The organism is Mycobacterium sp. (assembly GCF_049608025.1).
In the GTDB taxonomy this organism is placed as follows: Bacteria; Actinomycetota; Actinomycetes; order Mycobacteriales; family Mycobacteriaceae; genus Mycobacterium.
In genome coordinates this window covers 77,770-94,314 of the sequence record NZ_JBMYXC010000003.1, presented here as the reverse complement: position 1 = coordinate 94,314, position 16,545 = coordinate 77,770, and the positions used below count along the sequence as shown (strand labels likewise).

Genomic DNA, 16,545 nt, shown 5'->3' with positions numbered 1-16,545 from the left:
ATTGGTGAGTAGACGCAGCGGCCGCCGAACTCGTTCCATCTGGACGCCGGGAGAACTTCTGCACGGAGGTCACCGCGGACCGAGTTACCGTCGTTGGGTGCCGGATACGTTGTGCCGTTTGGCCATCCACACCATCGAAACCGCAACCCCCTCAGGTAATTCAGCGCTCCCCGAAGGCTCAGCCACTTCGAGTGACGAAGCCCTCGTGACTCCTGGAGCCATTTCATCGGTCGACCTGATACTGCCTACGGATTGTCCGGTAGCCATCCTGATTCCATCGATCGTGGACGTCGTCCTGGGCGGACCGGCCGGACGGGACGGGTCTCTCGCCGGGACCGGCCCGCCGCGCTGGGGTCTGACCCGGATCGGAGGCGACTCACTGGACAGCTCGATGACGTTGCGGGAAAACGCCGTTCATGACGGCGAGCTGATCCTGCTCACGACAGCGGTGCTGCCCGCATCACGACCAAGGCCCGGTGATTCCAGCGGTGTCGTGGCCGACCTGGCGCACCAGAAGCCGTCAGCGGCGCTGCACGGCGCGGTGACCGCGGCCGCTGTCGGGGTCACGACGGTCAGCGCCGCAACGCTTGCGTGGTCTGGCACCGAAGCCGGGACCGCGGCACACCTGTGGGGCGCGGCGGCAGTGGCGGCAGCCAGCGCAGTGGCCGCCGCGGCGATCACGCGCGCGGCTCATCGGCTGTCGATCACGTTGAGCCTGGCCGCAGTCCTCTTCGCGATGGTCACCGGCTTCCTGGCCGGGCCTCCTGCCCCCTGGGCGACCGCATGCCTGCTCGCCACTACGGCCGGGTGCGCGGTGTCAATCCTGATGCTGCACATGACAGATGGCAACACCGCAGTGCTGACCGCTGTCGCGGCGATGACGGGCGCGATCGCCACGGTGAGCATGCTCGGCGTATCCGTCCAACTGCCCTTGGCGACGGCCGGCGCCATCCTCACCGTGCTGTCGCTGGCCGCACTGTCCGCGGGCCCGAAGCTGGCGGTGGCAGCGGCCGGACTTGGTCCGTCACGGCCGGAGATCGGAGACCGCCGCGCCGCCCTCGCCCACGACGTGCTGACCGGTTTGGTCGCGGGTTGGTCGTCCTCGGCGACCTTGGGGGTCACGGCGGTTGCCGCGGTCGCCATCATCACCGCACCCGAGTCCGCACCGCCAGGGTCCGGTCCGACGGGAGTCACGGCCGTCTTCGCCGCCGACGTCGGGCTCCTACTCTTGCTACGTCAACGAACTCACTGGGACCGGCACCGCCGGGTCGGGTTGAGCGTCGCGGGTCTCTTCGCCCTGACGGCCGCCCACATCGTGACTGTCGGCGCGACTCCCGAGCACGCGCCCTGGTTGTGCGCGGCCACGGTCGTCGCGAGTATCGCCGCCGTGAGCCGGGCAGCGAGGGCGACGCCGCCGAATCCCGTTCTCCGCCATTCTTTGCAGATGCTCGAGTACCTCGCGCTGGCCGCGGTGATTCCGCTGGCTGCCTGGGTGACGGGCGTGTACGGACTGGTCCGAGACCTGAGCCTGCCGTGAGGACCGGGCTCCGATCATCTCGGCTGATCACCGTCACGGTGCTGGCCCTCGCACCGCTCTGCGCAGCACCAACCAGTGCGGCAGTCACACCGCCCCCGCTGGACGAATCCCAGCTGCCCGCAGCGGCTCCGCCTGCGCCGCCCAACCCCACCGTCCAGCGCGCCGACTGTGTCGCCGCGCCGGCGCCGCATTCGGTGCCACCCGATGCTCTATCTGACGCTGCCCAGCTAGCGGGGATCGACCTGAACTCCGTGTGGGCATTGACCCGGGGAGCCGGTCAGGTCGTGGCGGTGATCGATACCGGCGTGGCCCGTCATCGACGTCTGCCGCATCTGGTCCCCGGGGGTGACTACGTCTCGATGAGAGATGGCGCAGCCGACTGCGATGGGCACGGGACGATCGTCGCCGGAATCATCGGAGCCCAGGACGATACCAGCGATGCCGCCGACCAGGCTGAAGCGAACACGCCGTTCACCGGGATCGCGCCCGACGTGACAATTCTTGGAATCCGTCAGTCCAGCAACAAATTCCGTGCTGTCGACGAGCCAGCAGGGGCTGGCTTCGGCGACGTCCTTACGTTGGCAGCGGCGGTGCGCAGCGCCGCGGACCGTGGCGCGACCGTCATCAACATCTCGTCGGTGGCGTGTCTGCCCGCCGAAACCGGCCTCGACGACCGCGCGCTGGGGGCTGCCCTCGCCTACGCAGTGGACGTGAAGAACGTCGTCGTAGTGGCCGCGGCAGGCAACGTCGGCGGACCCGGCCAATGTCCCGGACCCAATCCCGCCGACGGCGTCGGCTGGGACGACGTCAGCGTGGTGGCGAGCCCGGGGTGGTACGACGACTACGTTCTCACCGTTGGCTCGGTGGGCCCCGACGGAACCGGTTCGGAGTTCAGCCTGGCCGGACCATGGGTCGACGTTGCCGCACCGGGCGAGAACGCGGTCTCCCTCGCACCGGCCTTCGAAGGCTTGGTGAACGCCACGCCCGACGGATCACCGATCTCGGGGACCAGCTATGCCGCACCCGTGGTGAGCGCCATCGCCGCTCTGGTCCGCGCCCGCTCCCCCGAGCTGACCCCTCGCCAGGTCATGCAGCGCATCGAGGACACTGCGCGCCATCCCGCCGGCGGGTGGGACGCCACGGTCGGCCACGGCGTAGTTGACGCGCTGGCAGCGGTCAGCGACCCCGGTTCCACCGGGCCGCGGCAACGAGATGCCCTGCGCGCAATGGAAACGTCGACGCCCGCGCCTGTGGTCGAGCAGGCGCCCGCCAGGACAGCGGTTCGGGGAGCGGTCATCTGCTTTGCCCTGACGGCCGGGACCATCGTGGCTTCGGCGGCTGTGGGGCGGCTACGGCGCCGCGACGATGACATCCCTGTCGACTGAAGCACCGCTCCGGCTGAGCTCAGGTCCCTGCGGCAGACCCGCCAGTATTGGCCACGGCGCTGGCTGTGCGGTATCGGTCAGGCCGAGAATTCTGGCGGTCTCGCTGTTCCGGATTCCGTACCGCACACCCGAATCAGTCACCAGGAACAACGATCCCGTGCTCTGTCCGCCGCCGGTGAGCCCGACAGAACGGCCGAATGCATTGCGGCCCGGCGGCATCGACACCGCATCGACAGCTGGGCCTTCCGCATCCGCTTGCGCCAACTCGACCGGGCGGCTGATCAGCGGAGGTTCCTCGCCCACAAGGACTGCAGTGGAAGACGCGCGTCCGGCCGGATCGGCGCGCCAGTGCGCGCAGATCACCGGAACACGGTTGACTCCACCACGTCCGGCGAGCTGCTGTTGAGGGTACGGGGGTATCGGGGACATCCGTTCGGGAAACGTAGTCACCGGCAGGCTATTGATGATCGGCAGCGCGCCGATGACGCTGGGCGCCACCGCGGGGATCTGCTCTCCGACGCGCGAATCCGTGTACCGGATCAAGTCGGCGGTGACTTCGCCGATACGTTGCACGCCTTCGGTGAGAACCACGAAATAGTCTGCCGAACCGTCGGATTCACCCGTCGAGCGATGCACCTTCAAGACCGCACCTACCGGGTGCTGGCTAATTGTCCGGGGTCCAGGCGAGCCGGCTTCGGGTATGTGTGGCGGCATGATCTCCGGCACTTCGGGTATCGCCGCCAAGACTGCGCCCGAGATCGGCCGCGGGACGCTACCCTCCAAGCGCAGTGCACGCACCACCGCGGGGTGCCGCAGGTCGACCTGGGCCCGCCGGCCGTCATAGAGCAGGTACGTGGTTGCACCACTCACATCCCGCGGTGTCACCAGCACGCCGGCTCCGGGCGCCACGGTGCCGTCGGCGATCCGGCCGGCGACGACAATCGTTTCACCCCGTGCGTCGTCGCACACCGTCCAGGCCGAATCCTCAGCTGACAGCGGCGTCGCGATCTGTTGCGGCGCACCGGGTATGCCCACCTGAGTTCCCCGACGGGCGCTGTCTACAGCCTGCTGGCCGACGACGTGCGGATCGGCCGGCGTCCCGGCGATCAACCGCGCGGAGGCCAGGTTGAACACCGGATGGAGAACCTCGCCAATCCTGACATACATCGCGCCGGTATCGCGCACCACGACGATGGGTGCATCCCCGAGTTCGCCGGCGGGCCTCAGGAGGGCCAGGACTGTGCAGACAACCACCGCGATGGACGCCAACACCGCACCCGCGGCCAATGAAATTGATTGGGCACGAAGCGGATCGTCGAGCATGCGCGTGTCACCGCGCACCAGCGCATGCTCCATTCGGCGCACCAGAAGCCGATATCCACTGACATGCAGGCGCGTCGTCGGTTGCAACAGTTCAAGACCCCTCCGCCAGGGTACTGGCGGCGGGGTCGCACTCACGTCACCTATTTGAGCGGCTTCACCTGTTGGAGCGGCTTCACCTGTTGGAGCGGCGCTCGCGGTAGGCCGCGACGTGCAGACGGTTTCCACAGTTGCCGGTGTCACAGAATTTTCCCGACCGATTGCGCGAGAGGTCCACCAACACCGCGTCGCAATCGGGCGCGGCGCACACCTTGAGCCGCCGCAACTCGCCTGAGCGGATCAAGTCAGCCAGCGCCATCGCCAGTTCCGCCCCCATCCGCTGCCACAGCGGGTCATGGATCGACGCGAGGTGCAGATGCCACTCGGGCATCTCGGCATGCCTGGTCAGCCAGGGCGAGGCATGGGTATCGCTGAGCAACGCATTGACCTGGCCGACCGCGCGAACCTCGTCCTGGGCGGCCTCCCAGACCCTGCCCAGTCGTTCCCTCAACTGATGAACGGACGTCAACTCGGCGGCGTCGTGATCGCGCCGTCCTGTCCAGCCGAAACCATCCAGATACTCATCGAGGGCAGCGAGGTCCGCGAGCCGCTCACCGTCGACCCGGTCGCTGTTGACCAGCACACATGCTGCCCGCAAGGTGAGGTCGGTGTCATGATTGAAAAGCATTTGACTCATGACTCCTCTCGGAGATAGCGTCATGACCAAAGTTGACTTTACTCATTACATTCCTTGCCGGCATCGTCTGGAGGTGTACCCATGGCCGCTGATCTCAGCAACACCGCACATCTCACCCCCTCGGAGAACCAGCGCGCGGGCGCCGGCCAGTCGCACCATTCCCACCATTTTCATACGGGTTTACTCTTCGCGATCGGTTCGGCGTTCGCCTTCGGATCCTCGGGACCGTTCGCAAAATCTTTGATGGAGGCCGGGTGGAGCCCGACCGCAGCCGTCACGGCCCGACTGGCCGGCGGCGCGCTGGCGATGGCTATTTTCGCCGCCATCGTGCGCCCCGGCTGGATCCGCGAGGCACGTACTCACGCGAGCACCGTCGTGCTCTACGGTGTCGTGCCGATCGCCGGCGCTCAGCTTTTCTACTTCAACGCGGTCTCCCATCTGTCGGTGGGCGTCGCGTTGCTGCTCGAGTACACCGCCCCGATCCTCGTGGTGAGCTGGCTGTGGGTGACTACGCGCAGCCGACCCACCAACCTGACGTTCCTGGGCGCGGCGCTCGCTGTGTCGGGAATCATGCTGGTCCTCGGATTCCTTGGGCCCGGCGGGCCGGCGGGCACCGATATCAACCTCGTCGGTGTCGGTTGGGGCCTGGCCGCCGCGGTTTGCGCGGCCTGCTACTTCCTGATGTCGGACAAGGTCGGCCGACGGGGGCCCGACGGCCATCCCGGACTACACCCGATCACGCTTGCCACCGCGGGCCTCGTCGTCGGCAGCGCGGCGGTCGGCCTGTTCGGCTTCTCCGGGGCGATGCCGCTGACATTCACCGCCACCGACACCGTGATCGCCGGCTGGACCACCACATGGCTCGTGCCCGTGATCGCGCTGGCGCTGATTCCCACGGCGATCGCCTACACGCTGGGGATCGTCGGTATCGCACGACTCCGGCCACGATTCGCTTCGCTGGTCGGCCTATCCGAGGTGCTGTTTGCGGTACTGGCCGCATGGGTGCTGGTCGGCGAGGCCGTCACGCTGACGCAGGCTCTCGGTGGCGCGATCGTGCTGATCGGGCTTGCGGTGGCCCGCCATGGCGACCGCAGCGAACAGCTCAGGCTGGAAAACACAGCCACGCAGTCGGAGGCGCTGGCTGTCGAGTTGAACGAGACGGACGCGCGCATTTTCGATGAGTCAACGCGACCTCTGGGCATGAGCAAGCCCGGCTGACTAACATGACTCCGGTGAATACCGATCTTGATGCTCGCCGGATTGCCCGCATCCCATCGCTAGCGGCGGCACTGCTCCTCGCCGTCGCGCTGCTCCTGGCGCCGGCCGTCACCGGCCCGGAAGCGCTGCCCAGCGCGCACGCGCAGGGCTGTCCGGACATCGAGGTGGTGTTCGCCCGCGGCACCGACGAACCGCCGGGCCTCGGCCGGGTGGGCGGCGCCTTCGTCGACTCGTTGCGTGGTCAGGTCGGGGGCCGTTCCGTCGGCGCCTACGCCGTCAACTACCCGGCCACCTTCAACTTCCTCGCGGCCGCCGGGGGCGCCAACGACGCCAGCGCGCACATCCAGTACATGATGGCCAACTGCCCCGGCACCCGGCTGGTACTCGGCGGCTACTCGCAGGGCGCTGCGGTGATCGACATCATTTCGGCAGTGCCGTTCCCGGCTATCGGGTTCAACAATCCGCTGCCTCCCAACGCCCCCGATTTTGTCGCCGCCATCGCCGTGTTCGGCAACCCGACCGCCAAGGCGGGCCTGCCACTGACGGTCAGCCCGATCTGGGGCGGCCGCGCGATCGACCTGTGCACCCTCAATGACCCGATCTGCTCGGGCGGCGAGGATGTCGCCGCTCACAGCAACTACGTGCCCGGCATGACCAACCAGGCCGCCGCTTTCGTTGCGGCACGGGTTTAGCGCGGGTTCAACTGGGGCCACTCCAGGCGCGACCACTGCAAGCGCGACCACTGCGCTTGGGCCGTGCGATACGGTGCCTTGTGACTTTTGACCGCATGAGCCGCCGCATCCTGGTGGCGATCTCTGCCGCCGCGACCGTCCCGATGGCCGCCACGCTCCTGACACTCGCCCCGACGGCTGCCGCCCAGCCGTGCCCCGACGTGGAGGTGGTGTTCGCCCGCGGCACGAGCGAGGCACCCGGCATCGGCCGGGTGGGCCAGGCGTTCGTCAACGCATTGACGCCGCAGCTCGGAGGGCGCACCGTCGGATCGTACGGCGTCAACTATCCCGCCAGTTATGACTTCCTCTACACCGCCGACGGCGCCACCGATGCCACCAATCGCATCGCCACAATGGCCCAGCAGTGCCCCGGAACCCGGATCGTGCTAGGCGGTTACTCACAGGGTGCGGCGGTCGTCGACATGCTGGCGGGCGTGCCGCCTCTGGGGAACAAGGTGGGCGACATCGGATCAGCCCCACCGCTGCCCGGTAGCCTCAGCGGCAACGTCGCCGCGGTCGCGGTGTTCGGCAATCCGGCCACAAAGTTCGGCAACCCGGTCTCATCCACCGGCTCCTTCGCGGGCAAGGCGATCGATCTGTGCGCCGATGGGGACCCGATCTGCTCGGGTGGCCGAAATCCTTTTGCCCACACGAACTACGAATCCTCACAATCCATCGCTCAAGCTGCAGGTTTCGCGGCGAGTCGAATCTGACTTCAACAGCGAGCATCGCCCCGCTATGATCGGCGGGGTGATTCGTAAATTGACGATGGCGGTGGTTCTCGCCGCAACAGCGCTGATCACCCCCGCCGCACTTCCGGGCGGCGCGTCGGCTCTCCTTCCGGTGGCATCCGCCGCCTGCCCCCAGGCGGAACTGATCTTCGCGCGCGGACGCATCGAGGCGCCCGGCGCCGGGCAGATCGGCAATGCGCTGATCAGCCAGCTTCGCAGCAAGACCGGCAAGAACATCAATCTGTACCCCGTGCGATACCCGGCCGACACCGAGATCGACGAAGGCGCCAACGACATGAGCCAGCGCGTCCAGTACATGGCCGCCAACTGCCCCGATACCCGGCTGGTCCTCGGCGGCTACTCACTCGGTGCCGCGGCAACCGACATCGTGATCGCAGCGCCGATCGCCGCCTTCGGCTTCGATTATCCGCTGCCTTCGGGTATCGATCAGCACATCGCGGCGGTCACGCTGTTCGGCAACGGCAGCCAGTGGGTCGGCTCGATCGCCAACTTCACCAACCCCGCGCTACGCGACCGGATCATCGAGCTGTGCCACGGCGAGGATCCGATCTGCAATCCCACCGCGCCGGAGAACTGGCAAGACGCCTGGCCCGCTCACCTGGCCTCGTCCTATATCAGCGGAGGAATGGTCAACCAGGCCGCCGATTTCGTTGTGAGCAGGCTCTGAGCGATCAGCCGATCTCCTCGGGGGTACGTAGGTCTCGGGTGACGAGATTGCGTGCGGCGAGCTCGCCGTCGGGCGGGTAATCGACCCCGACCAGGGTCAGCCCCCGCGCCGGCGCTGCGGCGAAGTCGCTGGACCGCCTCGGAGCGTTCAACAGCGCCGCACACCACCGTGCGTCACGGCGGTGTTCTCCAACTGCGAGCAACGCCCCGACCAGTGAACGCACCATGCTCCAGCAGAACGCATCGGCGCTGACATGCACCGCGATCTGGTGCGCGTCGCGAACGCAGTCCAGTCGTTGCAACTCCCGGATGGTGGTGGCACCGTCCCGGTGCCGGCAGAACGCGGCGAAATCGTGCAGTCCGACCAGTTCCCGTGCCGCCGCAGCCATGGCCTCGGCGTCCAGTCGACGTGGCCACGGAGCCACAAAGCGCGCGTCGCGGGGTTCGACGCCGAAAGGAGCTGTCGACAACCGATAGACGTAATGGCGGCGCAGCGCGGAAAACCGCGCATCGAAGCCGGCTGGCGCGAGGGTGATTTCACGGACCCGAACGTCTTCGGTCAACAGCTTGGCGAGCCGACGCACCAGCGCGCCGAACTCGCTCTCGCCCGGGCGTCGGGTGCGGGGGTATGCCCTGGGTAATGATTCGACCGGGACATCCAGGTGGGCGACCTGTCCGGTTGCATGAACGCCCGAGTCGGTCCGGCCCGCCGCGCGCACCTGTACCGGCACCTGGAACACCGTCGACAGGGCGTCGTCGAGGACGCCGGCGACCGTGCGATGCCCCGCCTGTGCCGCCCACCCGGCGAATTCGGTTCCGTCGTAAGCGATGTCCAACCGAAGGCGGACCAGGACGGCAGAGCAATCAGGACTTGTCGGCATCCCCGGCTTCGGCTGCATCCTCCGCGGCTTCGGCCTCGGCTGCCTGTGCCTCCTCCAGCGCGCTGTCTTCGGACTTGGCTTCGTCCACCGACTCGAGTTCGGGCGAACCCTCGGCAATCGGCTCCTCAGCGCCGGCCTGCTCCGCGGCGTCGGGCTGTGTCGCCGTGGACGCAGCTGCCCTGGATCCACTGTCGCCACCGGAGCGGCTCCGACGGGCCCGGTCTGCCTCCGACGTCACGGTCTTCTCCCGCACCAGTTCGATGACCGCCATCGGTGCGTTGTCACCCTTGCGGTTCTCGACCTTGATGATCCGGGTGTAGCCCCCGATGCGGTCTGAATAGAACGGGCCGATCTCGGCGAACAGGACGTGCACGATGTCCTTGTCGCGAATCTTCTTCATCACCTCACGCCGGTTGTGCAGCGTGCCCTTCTTGGCGTGGGTGATGAGTTTCTCCGCGTACGGGCGCAACGCCCGGGCCTTCGGCTCGGTGGTCGTGATGCGGCCATGCTCGAAGAGCGACGTGGCCAGGTTAGCCAGCAGCGCCTTCTGGTGCGAGGACGACCCGCCGAGGCGAGGGCCCTTGGTGGGCTTGGGCATTGGAGACTCCCTAGAAGCGATCGGGCAGAGATGGGTTGGGAAAGAGCGGTACTACAGCTGTTCGGTCTCGGCGAAGTCCTGCTCGGTGTCCAGGTCGTAGCCGGCGTCGCTGTTCCAGGTACCGGTGGCCACGTCATAGCCGGCGACCTCGGAAGGATCGAAGCTGGCCGGGCTGTCCTTGAGCGACAGACCCAGCTGGTGCAGCTTGATCTTCACCTCGTCGATGGACTTCTGACCGAAGTTCCGGATGTCCAACAGGTCGGACTCCGTGCGGGCGACGAGCTCGCCAACGGTGTGCACACCCTCGCGCTTGAGGCAGTTGTACGAGCGGACCGTCAGGTCCAGGTCATCGATGGGCAACGCGAAGGATGCGATGTGGTCGGCCTCGGCAGGTGACGGGCCGATCTCGATTCCCTCGGCTTCGACGTTGAGTTCCCTTGCCAGACCGAATAATTCGACCAGCGTCTTGCCTGCCGATGCCAGCGCGTCGCGGGCGCCGATCGAGGCCTTGGTTTCGACGTCGAGGATCAGCTTGTCGAAGTCGGTGCGCTGCTCGACGCGGGTGGCCTCCACCTTGTAGGTGACCTTGAGCACCGGTGAGTAGATGGAATCGACCGGGATCCGGCCGATCTCGGCACCGGAGGCCTTGTTCTGGACCGCCGGAACGTAGCCGCGGCCGCGCTCGACAACCAGCTCGACTTCGAGCTTGCCCTTGTCGTTGAGGGTGGCGATGCGCATGTCAGGGTTGTGCACGGTGACACCGGCCGGCGGGACGATATCGCCCGCGGTGACCTCACCTGGCCCCTGCTTGCGCAGGTACATCGTGACCGGCTCGTCCTCCTCGGAGGACACGACCAGACCCTTGAGGTTCAGGATGATGTCGGTGACGTCTTCCTTGACCCCGGGAACGGTGGTGAACTCGTGCAGCACACCGTCGATGCGGATGCTGGTGACCGCCGCGCCGGGGATCGACGACAGCAGCGTGCGACGCAGCGAATTGCCCAGGGTGTATCCGAATCCGGGCTCCAGCGGCTCGATGACGAACTGGGAGCGGTTCTCGGCGACAACTTCTTCGCTCAGGGTGGGGCGCTGGGAAATCAGCATGTTGTTCTCTTTCTCCTTCTCGGCAACCGCTATTTGATGCCGTCAAGTGGTCCTGTTCCGCCGGGCAGCGAAACTTCCGGACGCGTATTACTTCGAGTAGAGCTCGACGATCAGCTGTTCGGTGAGCGGGATGTCGATCTGCGCGCGCTCGGGCAGCTGGTGCACGAGGATGCGCTGCCGCTCGCCGACGACCTGCAGCCATGCTGGAATCGGCCGCTCGCCGACCGTCTGCCGCGCGATCTCGAACGGCAGCATGTTGATCGACTTGTCCTTGACATCGATGATGTCGTACTGCGACACCCGGTAGCTGGGAATGTCGACCTTGACGCCGTTGACGGTGAAGTGACCGTGGCTGACCAGCTGACGTGCCATCCGACGGGTGCGGGCCAGGCCGGCGCGGTACACGACGTTGTCCAGCCGGCTCTCCAGGATGCGCAGCAGGTTGTCGCCGGTCTTACCGGGCTGACGGTTCGCTTCCTCGTAGTAGCGACGGAACTGCTTCTCCATCACGCCATAGGAGAAGCGGGCCTTCTGCTTCTCCTGCAGCTGCTGACGGTATTCGCTCTCCTTGATGCGCGCGCGGCCGTGCTGACCGGGCGGGTAGGGACGCTTCTCGAACGACTGATCTCCCCCGACCAGGTCGACGCCGAGGCGGCGCGACTTGCGGGTGACGGGTCCGGTGTAACGAGCCATTTTAAGTTCCTACCTCTTCCGTCTGAATCCCTCTGAATCCCACTGAATCCGTCTGCATCCCGCTGACCCTTAGACCCTGCGGCGCTTGGGCGGACGGCAGCCGTTGTGCGGCTGGGGGGTGACATCGGAAATGGCGCCGACCTCGAGTCCGGCGGCCTGCAACGAACGGATCGCGGTCTCCCGGCCAGAGCCGGGCCCCTTGACGAAGACGTCGACCTTCTTGACACCGTGCTCCTGCGCCTTGCGGGCGGCGTTCTCCGCGGCCAACTGCGCGGCGAACGGGGTGGACTTACGCGAGCCCTTGAAACCGACGTGACCCGAAGACGCCCAGGCGATGACGTTGCCCTGCGGATCGGTGATCGTCACGATCGTGTTGTTGAACGTGCTCTTGATGTGCGCAGCACCGTGCGGGACGTTCTTCTTTTCCCGTCTCCGCGTTTTCTGGGCCTTCTTGGGACCCGCTGCTGACTTCTTCGCTGTTGCCATCAGGGGTTACCTGGCCTTCTTCTTGCCGGCGATGGTGCGCTTGGGGCCCTTGCGGGTACGCGCGTTGGTCTTGGTGCGCTGGCCACGCACGGGCAGGCCGCGACGGTGCCGCAGGCCCTGGTAGCAGCCGATCTCGATCTTGCGACGGATATCGCCCTGCACCTCGCGACGCAGGTCACCCTCCACCTTGAGGTTTCCCTCGATGAAGTCGCGCAACTGGGTCACCTGATCATCGGTCAGGTCCTTGGTGCGCAGATCCTTGTCGATACCGGTACCGGCCAGGATCTCCTGGGAGCGGGTACGTCCGACACCGTAAATGTAAGTCAACGCGATCTCCATGCGCTTGTCGCGCGGGAGATCGACGCCCATAAGTCGAGCCATGTGTGCCATTCCTCGTGTTCTGCGGAGGTCTTATCCCAGTCCGTTCCCACTCGCTGGTGGGGTCCGGCCTCCGTGCCGGACGTGGATGTTTGCTGTTCAATCAGCTCGCATCACTGCTGAGCGGCGTATCCGCTCAGTGGTACTGGGAGGTCTTCATTCAGTTGTGTCAGAAGGCAGTTGTGTCAGATGGCGCCGGCGCGAGCGCTCATCCCTGCCGCTGCTTGTGGCGCGGATCGGAACAGATCACCATGACCCGCCCATGCCGACGGATCACCCTGCACTTGTCGCAGATGGGCTTGACGCTCGGGTTCACCTTCACGGCTCGTTCGATCCTTCTGTGCTTCTGGGTGGGTGCTTTGGTGCTTATCGATGACTCGCGCGAGCGCTCGTCACTTGTACCGGTACACGATGCGGCCGCGGGTCAGGTCGTAGGGCGAGAGCTCCACCACGACGCGGTCCTCTGGGAGGATGCGGATGTAGTGCTGCCGCATCTTGCCACTGATGTGGGCGAGCACCTTGTGTCCGTTCTCCAGCTCAATGCGGAACATCGCATTGGGCAGGGGCTCGACCACGCGGCCCTCGACCTCGATGGCGCCGTCTTTCTTGGCCATACTGTGTAGCGATCCTTGCTTTCGTTTCGTATCGGCCGGTTGGCCCGTTCGGCTTTTCGGCCTGTCCAGCGCAGCCTTCGACCGACCGAGAACGTCCTGACGGGGCACGCAAGAAGTCGGCGCGTAGGCAGCACCGTTGCTCCATGCTACTCGCAGACCGGCCGGGTCCAAAATCTACGCGAAACGGTGCGCAGATCATTTCGGGGCAGCGGCCGCACTACGGCCCGACCACGATGGCCTTACTCAGCGCCTTTGGTGCGAGCCTAGGTGAGGGCGGGTCACGGCGTTCGTCGGCCGGGCCGGCACCAAGGGGTCCGGGGCCAGGCCGGGTTTCGGGTCCGCCGAGCGATCGCCAGTCCCTCCGGTCTCAGAGTCCAAAGTCCTCTGCGTTTGAGTGACCAACGCCTCCAGCGCTGCAGGAAGGCGCGTTCTACGGTCAACAAGACGCGTTCTACGGTCAAGAGAGCTTCGCCGCACCGCTGATTCACCACAACCGCTCAAATGTCCAGTGAGGAGTCGACATGCACAGTGCACCCAGAGGAGTGGTTGTCGGATCCGACGGGTCGCCAGCAGCCGAGTCGGCTGTTGAGTGGGCCGCGCGCGAGGCTGTTCTCCACGGGGTCCCGCTCACACTGGCGCACGTCCTCACTGAGGCTCACGCGGCGACCTGGTACGAAGTCGCTCATTCCGCTGAACTGGCACAGATCGCCGAGCAGCGAGGCCGCGAGATCCTGGACCGAGCAACGAATGTCGCCCAACGAGCCACTTCAGATGCCGGGCCGCTGAACATCAGTGAGTGCACCGTCGAGGGCAATGCGGTGGCTGCGCTGGCTGACCTGTCCAAGGATGCCGAGATGATCGTGGTCGGCGGCCGAGGCCTCGGCACAGTGAGAAGCGCGCTGCTCGGCTCGGTGAGCGCCGGGCTGTTGCATCACGCCCACTGCCCGGTGGCGGTAATCCACGGTGAGCTCACCTCGGGCACACGGACATCGGGAGCGCCCGTCGTCGTCGGGATCGACGGCTCGCCGGATTCGGAGCGGGCTCTGGCAATCGCATTCGACGAAGCTTCGAGGCGGGCCGCGGGCCTGGTTGCGGTGCACGCATGCCATGAACCAACGGCCTACGCCTTCCCCAGCGTGGACACGACGTACCGGCCGCAGGCAGAACTGGTGGTGGCGGAGCGGTTGGCCGGCTGGCAGGAGCGCTACCCCGACGTGGCGGTGCGCACGGTGGTCGTGCGGGACCGCCCGGACCGTCAGCTACTCGAACAGTCGAAGTCGGCGCAACTGGTCGTCGTCGGCAGCCGCGGCCGTGGCGGATTCGCTGGAATGCTGCTGGGCTCTGTTAGTTCCGCGGTGGCGCAGGCCGCCGGGGTGCCGGTGATCGTCGCACGGTAACCCTGACGCGCGGTAACCCTGATCGGGGTATGGCCCAGAAGGACATGGATTCCTAACGGAAGGACACATTGATGACCGCTAGCGGTGAAGGCACCGAGATCGTTGTCGGAGTGGATGACTCACCGTCATCTCAGGCGGCGCTCGAATGGGCCGCAGGGAATGCGATGCTGCGCGAGGCGCCGCTTGTCATCCTGTACGCGGCCGCTGCGTCGGCCTCGATCTGGCCGATCGCGCCGGTCCCGACCGGGATCGTGGAGTTCCAGCAGGAGATCGCCCGGGACATCCTCAAGGACGCTGGCAATATCGCCGAGAAACTCACGCAGGGATCGGTACCGGTCTCCACCAATTTCGCCCTCGCAACACCCACTGCCGCACTGGTGGAGGCCTCCAAGACCGCGACGATGGTCGTGGTGGGATCCCGCGGGCTCGGGGCATTCGGACGTGTCATCCTGGGCAGTGTCAGCATGGGCTTGGTACACCGCGCGCACTGTCCGGTGGCGATAGTTCCCAGCGAGAGTCCGACACCTGACTCCGGAGCGCCGGTGATACTCGGATACGACGGTTCCGCAGCCTCCCGGTCGGCAGTTGAGTTGGCCTTCGAGGAGGCCGCACGCCGCGGCGTCGAACTGGTCGTGATGCACGCCTGGTGGTCGCCCGGCATGTTCAAGATGCCCAATTTCGATTGGGAAACCGTGCGACCCGACATCGACACGGAACTGGACGGACAGTTGGCCACCTGGCGGGAACGCTTTCCAGACGTCCGCGTGCGTCGGGCAGCGGTCCTGGATCAGCCTGCCCGCCGGCTGGTCGAGGAGTCCGAATCCGCACAGCTGCTGGTCGTGGGTAGTCACGGTCACGGCGCTGTGGCCAGCACCCTGCTGGGCTCGGTGAGCAGTGCGGTAGTGCAGGCGGCCAAGGTTCCCGTCATCGTCGCTCGGCGGAAGTGACGCAACAGCTGTCGTGGCACGAAACTCTGCACGCTGCGGGAACCGGGACCGACTGCTATGGGCCCACAAGGCCGCCAGCCGTTCCGAACCCGGCTAGGGTTTGACCATGCGACTGCTGGTCACCGGTGGCGCCGGCTTCATCGGCGCCAACTTCGTACGCGGCGCGGTTCGTGAGCACCCCGAGGTCGCGGTGACGGTGCTCGACGCCATGACCTACGCGGGCAGCAGGGAGTCGCTGGCTGCCGTGGACAATGAGATCCGTTTGGTGCAGGGCGACGTCGCCGACACTGAACTGGTGGGCAAACTCGTCGCAGAGTCTGACGCAGTTGTGCACTTCGCTGCCGAAACCCACGTCGATAATGCGCTGGCGAACCCGGGGCCGTTTGTCCATTCGAACATCCTGGGAACATTCTCGGTGCTTGAGGCCGTGCGTCACAACAGTATTCGGCTACATCACGTATCCACCGACGAGGTGTACGGCGACCTGACGCTTGACACCGCAGAACGGTTCACCGAGTCAACGCCCTACAACCCGTCGAGCCCGTACTCGGCCACCAAGGCTGCCGCCGACATGCTGGTCCGTGCCTGGGTCCGCTCGTATCACGTGGCGGCCACGATCTCGAACTGCTCCAACAACTACGGGCCCTACCAGCATGTGGAGAAGTTCATCCCGCGCCAGATCACCAATGTGCTGACTGGCCGACGCCCCAAGCTCTACGGCAGCGGCGCCAACGTACGCGACTGGATCCACGTCGACGACCACAACAGTGCGGTCTGGAGGATTCTCGCCGACGGCACCATCGGGCGCACCTACCTGATCGGGGCTGAGGGCGAACGCGACAATTTGTCGGTGATGCGCACCATCCTGAAACTAATGGAACGACCGGACGACGATTTCGACCACGTCACCGATCGGGCGGGCCACGATCTGCGGTACGCGATCGATTCGTCCGCCCTGCGTACCGAATTGAGTTGGGGGCCAAAGCACACTGACTTCGAAGACGGACTCCGCGCCACCGTCGACTGGTACCGGCGTAATGAAGCTTGGTGGGGCCCGTTGAAAGCGGCAGCGGAGGCCGAATACGAAGAACGCGGTCGTTGA

Annotated in this window: 19 protein-coding genes; 9 read left to right on the top strand and 10 right to left on the bottom strand. The window is 66.2% G+C overall.

Going from position 1 to position 16,545, the window contains the following annotated elements:
- Nucleotides 1-97 precede the first annotated feature (97 nt).
- The gene (eccD, locus tag ACPGXI_RS02135; protein WP_526649309.1) at nt 98-1,537 is read left to right on the top strand and encodes a type VII secretion integral membrane protein EccD; all 1,440 of its coding nucleotides are present in this window, start codon (nt 98-100) and stop codon (nt 1,535-1,537) included.
- Nucleotides 1,534-2,922, top strand: a complete 1,389-nt coding sequence (gene mycP / locus ACPGXI_RS02130) for a type VII secretion-associated serine protease mycosin (protein ID WP_526649307.1) — start codon at nt 1,534-1,536, stop codon at nt 2,920-2,922. Before eccD ends, mycP begins: the two co-directional genes overlap by 4 nt.
- On the opposite strand, the gene eccB is transcribed toward mycP, so the two are convergent.
- Both eccB and ACPGXI_RS02120 read right to left on the bottom strand, forming a co-directional pair.
- A complete protein-coding gene (gene eccB / locus ACPGXI_RS02125; protein WP_526649305.1) occupies nt 2,887-4,380 on the bottom strand; it encodes a type VII secretion protein EccB in 1,494 nt (497 codons plus the stop codon). The two genes, mycP and eccB, sit on opposite strands and share 36 nt — an antisense overlap.
- A 37-nt stretch (nt 4,381-4,417) precedes the next feature.
- The gene (locus ACPGXI_RS02120) at nt 4,418-4,969 is read right to left on the bottom strand and encodes a CGNR zinc finger domain-containing protein (RefSeq protein ID WP_526649303.1); all 552 of its coding nucleotides are present in this window, start codon (nt 4,967-4,969) and stop codon (nt 4,418-4,420) included.
- 90 nt (nt 4,970-5,059) lie between these two features.
- Here ACPGXI_RS02120 and ACPGXI_RS02115 point away from each other — a divergent pair, with 90 nt between their 5' ends.
- The 4 genes from ACPGXI_RS02115 (at nt 5,060) to ACPGXI_RS02100 (ending at nt 8,346) form a co-directional block, all read left to right on the top strand.
- Nucleotides 5,060-6,196 (top strand): EamA family transporter, encoded by a 1,137-nt coding sequence (locus ACPGXI_RS02115; protein WP_526649301.1) that lies wholly within the window; start codon nt 5,060-5,062, stop codon nt 6,194-6,196.
- Between the two features lie 14 nt (nt 6,197-6,210).
- A complete protein-coding gene (locus ACPGXI_RS02110) occupies nt 6,211-6,888 on the top strand; it encodes a cutinase family protein (RefSeq protein WP_526649299.1) in 678 nt (225 codons plus the stop codon).
- A 95-nt stretch (nt 6,889-6,983) separates the two neighbouring features.
- A complete protein-coding gene (locus tag ACPGXI_RS02105) occupies nt 6,984-7,640 on the top strand; it encodes a cutinase family protein (RefSeq protein WP_526649297.1) in 657 nt (218 codons plus the stop codon).
- Between the two features lie 55 nt (nt 7,641-7,695).
- Nucleotides 7,696-8,346, top strand: coding sequence for a cutinase family protein (locus ACPGXI_RS02100; protein WP_526649389.1), 651 nt, complete (start codon nt 7,696-7,698; stop codon nt 8,344-8,346).
- Between the two features lie 4 nt (nt 8,347-8,350).
- Here ACPGXI_RS02100 and truA read toward each other — a convergent pair whose 3' ends face one another.
- The 8 genes from truA to infA all read right to left on the bottom strand — a co-directional run bounded on the left by truA (nt 8,351) and on the right by infA (nt 13,099).
- Nucleotides 8,351-9,226 carry a tRNA pseudouridine(38-40) synthase TruA gene (truA, locus tag ACPGXI_RS02095; protein ID WP_526649295.1) on the bottom strand — a complete coding sequence of 292 codons (876 nt, stop codon included), beginning with the start codon at nt 9,224-9,226 and terminating at the stop codon, nt 8,351-8,353.
- Nucleotides 9,210-9,824: a 50S ribosomal protein L17 gene (gene rplQ / locus ACPGXI_RS02090; protein ID WP_526649293.1), complete on the bottom strand. Its 615-nt coding sequence runs from the start codon at nt 9,822-9,824 to the stop codon at nt 9,210-9,212. Before rplQ ends, truA begins: the two co-directional genes overlap by 17 nt.
- Nucleotides 9,825-9,875: 51 nt before the next feature.
- On the bottom strand, nt 9,876-10,928 hold the full coding sequence (locus tag ACPGXI_RS02085) for a DNA-directed RNA polymerase subunit alpha (protein WP_526649292.1): 1,053 nt from the start codon (nt 10,926-10,928) through the stop codon (nt 9,876-9,878).
- An 87-nt stretch (nt 10,929-11,015) separates the two neighbouring features.
- On the bottom strand, nt 11,016-11,621 hold the full coding sequence (gene rpsD / locus ACPGXI_RS02080) for a 30S ribosomal protein S4 (protein WP_526649289.1): 606 nt from the start codon (nt 11,619-11,621) through the stop codon (nt 11,016-11,018).
- A gap of 69 nt (nt 11,622-11,690) precedes the next feature.
- Nucleotides 11,691-12,107: a 30S ribosomal protein S11 gene (gene rpsK / locus ACPGXI_RS02075; protein ID WP_526649287.1), complete on the bottom strand. Its 417-nt coding sequence runs from the start codon at nt 12,105-12,107 to the stop codon at nt 11,691-11,693.
- A gap of 6 nt (nt 12,108-12,113) precedes the next feature.
- On the bottom strand, nt 12,114-12,488 hold the full coding sequence (rpsM, locus tag ACPGXI_RS02070) for a 30S ribosomal protein S13 (RefSeq protein ID WP_526649285.1): 375 nt from the start codon (nt 12,486-12,488) through the stop codon (nt 12,114-12,116).
- 205 nt (nt 12,489-12,693) lie between these two features.
- Nucleotides 12,694-12,807 carry a 50S ribosomal protein L36 gene (rpmJ, locus tag ACPGXI_RS02065; protein ID WP_003879483.1) on the bottom strand — a complete coding sequence of 38 codons (114 nt, stop codon included), beginning with the start codon at nt 12,805-12,807 and terminating at the stop codon, nt 12,694-12,696.
- 70 nt (nt 12,808-12,877) lie between these two features.
- The gene (infA, locus tag ACPGXI_RS02060; protein WP_005140011.1) at nt 12,878-13,099 is read right to left on the bottom strand and encodes a translation initiation factor IF-1; all 222 of its coding nucleotides are present in this window, start codon (nt 13,097-13,099) and stop codon (nt 12,878-12,880) included.
- 521 nt (nt 13,100-13,620) lie between these two features.
- On the opposite strand from infA, the gene ACPGXI_RS02055 reads away from it, so the two are divergent.
- The 3 genes from ACPGXI_RS02055 to rfbB all read left to right on the top strand — a co-directional run bounded on the left by ACPGXI_RS02055 (nt 13,621) and on the right by rfbB (nt 16,545).
- Entirely contained in the window at nt 13,621-14,496 is an 876-nt protein-coding gene (locus tag ACPGXI_RS02055) for a universal stress protein (RefSeq protein ID WP_526649283.1), read from the top strand.
- A 71-nt stretch (nt 14,497-14,567) separates the two neighbouring features.
- Nucleotides 14,568-15,443 carry a universal stress protein gene (locus ACPGXI_RS02050; protein ID WP_526649281.1) on the top strand — a complete coding sequence of 292 codons (876 nt, stop codon included), beginning with the start codon at nt 14,568-14,570 and terminating at the stop codon, nt 15,441-15,443.
- Nucleotides 15,444-15,549: 106 nt separating this feature from the next.
- On the top strand, nt 15,550-16,545 hold the full coding sequence (gene rfbB / locus ACPGXI_RS02045; RefSeq protein ID WP_526649279.1) for a dTDP-glucose 4,6-dehydratase: 996 nt from the start codon (nt 15,550-15,552) through the stop codon (nt 16,543-16,545).

Bases quoted from the DNA above. Each gene is read 5' to 3' on its own strand.
- rpsK (WP_526649287.1), bottom strand. From the start codon at position 12,107: ATGGCAACAGCGAAGAAGTCAGCAGCGGGTCCCAAGAAGGCCCAGAAA.
- rfbB (WP_526649279.1), top strand. From the start codon at position 15,550: ATGCGACTGCTGGTCACCGGTGGCGCCGGCTTCATCGGCGCCAACTTC.
- truA (WP_526649295.1), bottom strand. From the start codon at position 9,226: ATGCCGACAAGTCCTGATTGCTCTGCCGTCCTGGTCCGCCTTCGGTTG.
- rpsM (WP_526649285.1), bottom strand. From the start codon at position 12,488: ATGGCTCGACTTATGGGCGTCGATCTCCCGCGCGACAAGCGCATGGAG.
- ACPGXI_RS02100 (WP_526649389.1), top strand. From the start codon at position 7,696: ATGGCGGTGGTTCTCGCCGCAACAGCGCTGATCACCCCCGCCGCACTT.
- infA (WP_005140011.1), bottom strand. From the start codon at position 13,099: ATGGCCAAGAAAGACGGCGCCATCGAGGTCGAGGGCCGCGTGGTCGAG.
- rpsD (WP_526649289.1), bottom strand. From the start codon at position 11,621: ATGGCTCGTTACACCGGACCCGTCACCCGCAAGTCGCGCCGCCTCGGC.
- ACPGXI_RS02050 (WP_526649281.1), top strand. From the start codon at position 14,568: ATGACCGCTAGCGGTGAAGGCACCGAGATCGTTGTCGGAGTGGATGAC.
- ACPGXI_RS02105 (WP_526649297.1), top strand. From the start codon at position 6,984: ATGAGCCGCCGCATCCTGGTGGCGATCTCTGCCGCCGCGACCGTCCCG.
- rplQ (WP_526649293.1), bottom strand. From the start codon at position 9,824: ATGCCCAAGCCCACCAAGGGCCCTCGCCTCGGCGGGTCGTCCTCGCAC.
- ACPGXI_RS02115 (WP_526649301.1), top strand. From the start codon at position 5,060: ATGGCCGCTGATCTCAGCAACACCGCACATCTCACCCCCTCGGAGAAC.
- ACPGXI_RS02120 (WP_526649303.1), bottom strand. From the start codon at position 4,969: ATGCTTTTCAATCATGACACCGACCTCACCTTGCGGGCAGCATGTGTG.
- ACPGXI_RS02085 (WP_526649292.1), bottom strand. From the start codon at position 10,928: ATGCTGATTTCCCAGCGCCCCACCCTGAGCGAAGAAGTTGTCGCCGAG.
- ACPGXI_RS02055 (WP_526649283.1), top strand. From the start codon at position 13,621: ATGCACAGTGCACCCAGAGGAGTGGTTGTCGGATCCGACGGGTCGCCA.